The organism is Thalassotalea sp. G20_0, from assembly GCF_017744175.1.
Classification (GTDB): Bacteria; Pseudomonadota; Gammaproteobacteria; order Pseudomonadales; family Endozoicomonadaceae; genus Endozoicomonas.
In genome coordinates, this window is sequence record NZ_JAGHQV010000153.1 from 1 (window position 1) to 2,447 (window position 2,447).

Here is a 2,447-nt window from a genome sequence, read left to right on the forward strand (position 1 = left end):
CAACAACGGAAAATTCCATTGGAGGTGATCGCGGAAGGTGGATTGAGATTGTGAAGTGCTTGTCGTGTATTTAAGAGTGACCGGACACGTTCTCCCAAGCCAACCTGCGGCCATGGCAATGATGGATTGATCCTCTATATTGTCCGGGGATGTATTTCCCAGGCGAGAAAATAGTTCACCTATGTGCTTTTCAAGCGGATTTTTATTATTGCTACCTGAGTCCAGATAAACTCTGGCACAGAATACCATGACTCCCCAGAGAGACATCGATATATCTTGCTGAGAGAGTTGAGAGTTTTTACTGATTCTGTCAACAAGAAAATCGAACGTAGATTTAATCAGGTTCGGCTCAATGGCCTCACCCAGTTTCGCCAGGGCCCACAGCAGATTGACGGTACCTTGAGTACTGAACTGACTGCTCTCTTCTTTTGATTCGGCTTTGGTTTTCACATGGAACAACAGCGCGGCCAAGGCCTCTTTGAGCTTTGCTGTCTTCTCCAGCTCGAGCCAGTTGTCCACCAGTTTCGCCACGGCCCACAGCAGGTTGCAGACTCCCTGTGGCTTGAAGTGGTCTTTCTCTTCTTTTGATTCGGCTTTGTTTTGCACATAGTGCAACAGCGCGACCACGGCTCCTTTGAGCTGCGTTGTCTTCTTCAGCTCCAACCCGTTATCCACAAGTTTCGCCACGGCCCACAGCAGGTTGGCGACTTCCTGCGGCTTGAAGTGGTCTTTCTCTTCTTTTGATTCAGCTTTGTTTTGCACATAGGGCAACAGCGCGACCACGGCTCCTTTGAGCTGCGTTGTCTTCTTCAGCTCCAACCCGTTATCCACAAGTTTCGCCACGGCCCACAGCAGGTTGGCGACTTCCTGCGGGTTGAAGTGGTCTTTCTCTTCTTTTGATTCGGCTTTGGTTTTCACATGGGGCAACAGTGCGGCCACGACCTCATTGAGTTTCGGTGTGTTCTCCAGCCCGTTGTCCACAAGTTTCGCCACGGCCCACAGCAGATTGGCGATATTCTGAGGAATAAAGTGGCCTTTCTCTTCTTTTGATTCGGCTTTGCTCTTCACATGAGGCAGCAGGGTGGTCACAGTCTCTTTGAGTTTCGGTGTCTTCTCCAGCTCCAGCCCGTTGTCCACCAGTTTCGCCACAGCCCACAGAAGGTTGGCGATATGCTGAGGAATAAAGTGATCTTTCTCTTCTTTTGATTCGGCTTTGGTTGTCACATGAGGCAGCAGGGTGGTCACAGTCTCTTTGAGTTTCGGTGTCTTCTCCAGCTCCAACCCCTTATCCACAAGTTTCGCCACGGCCCACAGCAGGTTGGCAACTTCCTGTGGCTTGAAGTGGTCTTTCTCTTCTTTTGATTCGGCTTTGTTTTGCACATAGGGCAACAGCGCGACCACGGCTCCTTTGAGCTGCGTTGTCTTCTTCAGCTCCAACCCGTTATCCACAAGTTTCGCCACGGCCCACAGTAGGTTGGCGACTTCCTGTGGCTTGAAGTGGTCTGTCTCTTCTTTTGATTCGGCTTTGGTTTTCACATGGGGCAACAGTGCGGCCACGACCTCATTGAGCTTCGGTGTGTTCTCCAGCCCCAGCCCGTTGTCCACCAGTTTCGCCACGGCCCACAGCAGATTGGCGATATGCTGAGGAATAAAGTGGCCTTTCTCTTCTTTTGATTCGGCTTTGGTTTTCACATGGGGCAACAGCGCGGCCACGGCCTCTTTGAGCTTCGGCGTCTTCTCCAGCTTCAGACCATTGTCCACCAGTTTCGCCATGGCCCACAGTAGATTGGTGACTTCCTGTGGCTTGAAGTGGTCTTTCTCTTCTTTTGATTCTGCTTTGGTTGCCACATGGGGCAACAGCGCATTAACGGCCTCCTGGAGCTGCGGTGTCTTGTCCAGCGACAGCCCGCTGTCCACCAGTTTCGCTACGGCCCACAGCAGGTTGGCGATACCTTGTACATCAATATCACTGGCTTCAGTTTTTTGGTTGCACTTAAGGATTAATGCATCAAGTAAAGTTGACAGTAAAGCGGCTTGAGCTTCCCTATACCCCGCATTCATGTATCTATGAGGGGTCAAAGCACCCGCTGAAGTAAATGAATGAAGCGTTGTTGTCAGGCTTCGCCAGGTCCACCCGGGTGTCACTTTAAAATCGTGCAACAATGGTATCAGTTGGCGTTGTTCACTGATATTTAATGGTCGTTTTGCCCTTGATGTGTATTGTTTGATTGAACAGGCAAATTGACTGTGTGTTTTACCATCATAGTGATCACCATAACGAGCAGATATCCTCACAAGCCAATCCATTTTTTCTTGTGTGATGAGAGCATTAAAACCATGAACAGGTTTTATTGAATGTCCTGGTGGATGGTTAGCAGAGCAGGCGTCAGAAGCAGGGTGACATTCATTACGCTTCTGGATATAGGACGGTGGCACATTCACCTTTC

1 protein-coding gene is annotated in these 2,447 nt (G+C 49.9%); it reads right to left on the bottom strand.

The window, feature by feature from the left end; translation table 11 throughout:
- On the bottom strand, positions 1 to 2,436 hold a 2,436-nt coding region (locus J7438_RS25130), incomplete at its 3' end, for a DUF1601 domain-containing protein (RefSeq protein WP_209278787.1).
- Between the last annotated feature and the right edge of the window lie 11 nt (positions 2,437 to 2,447).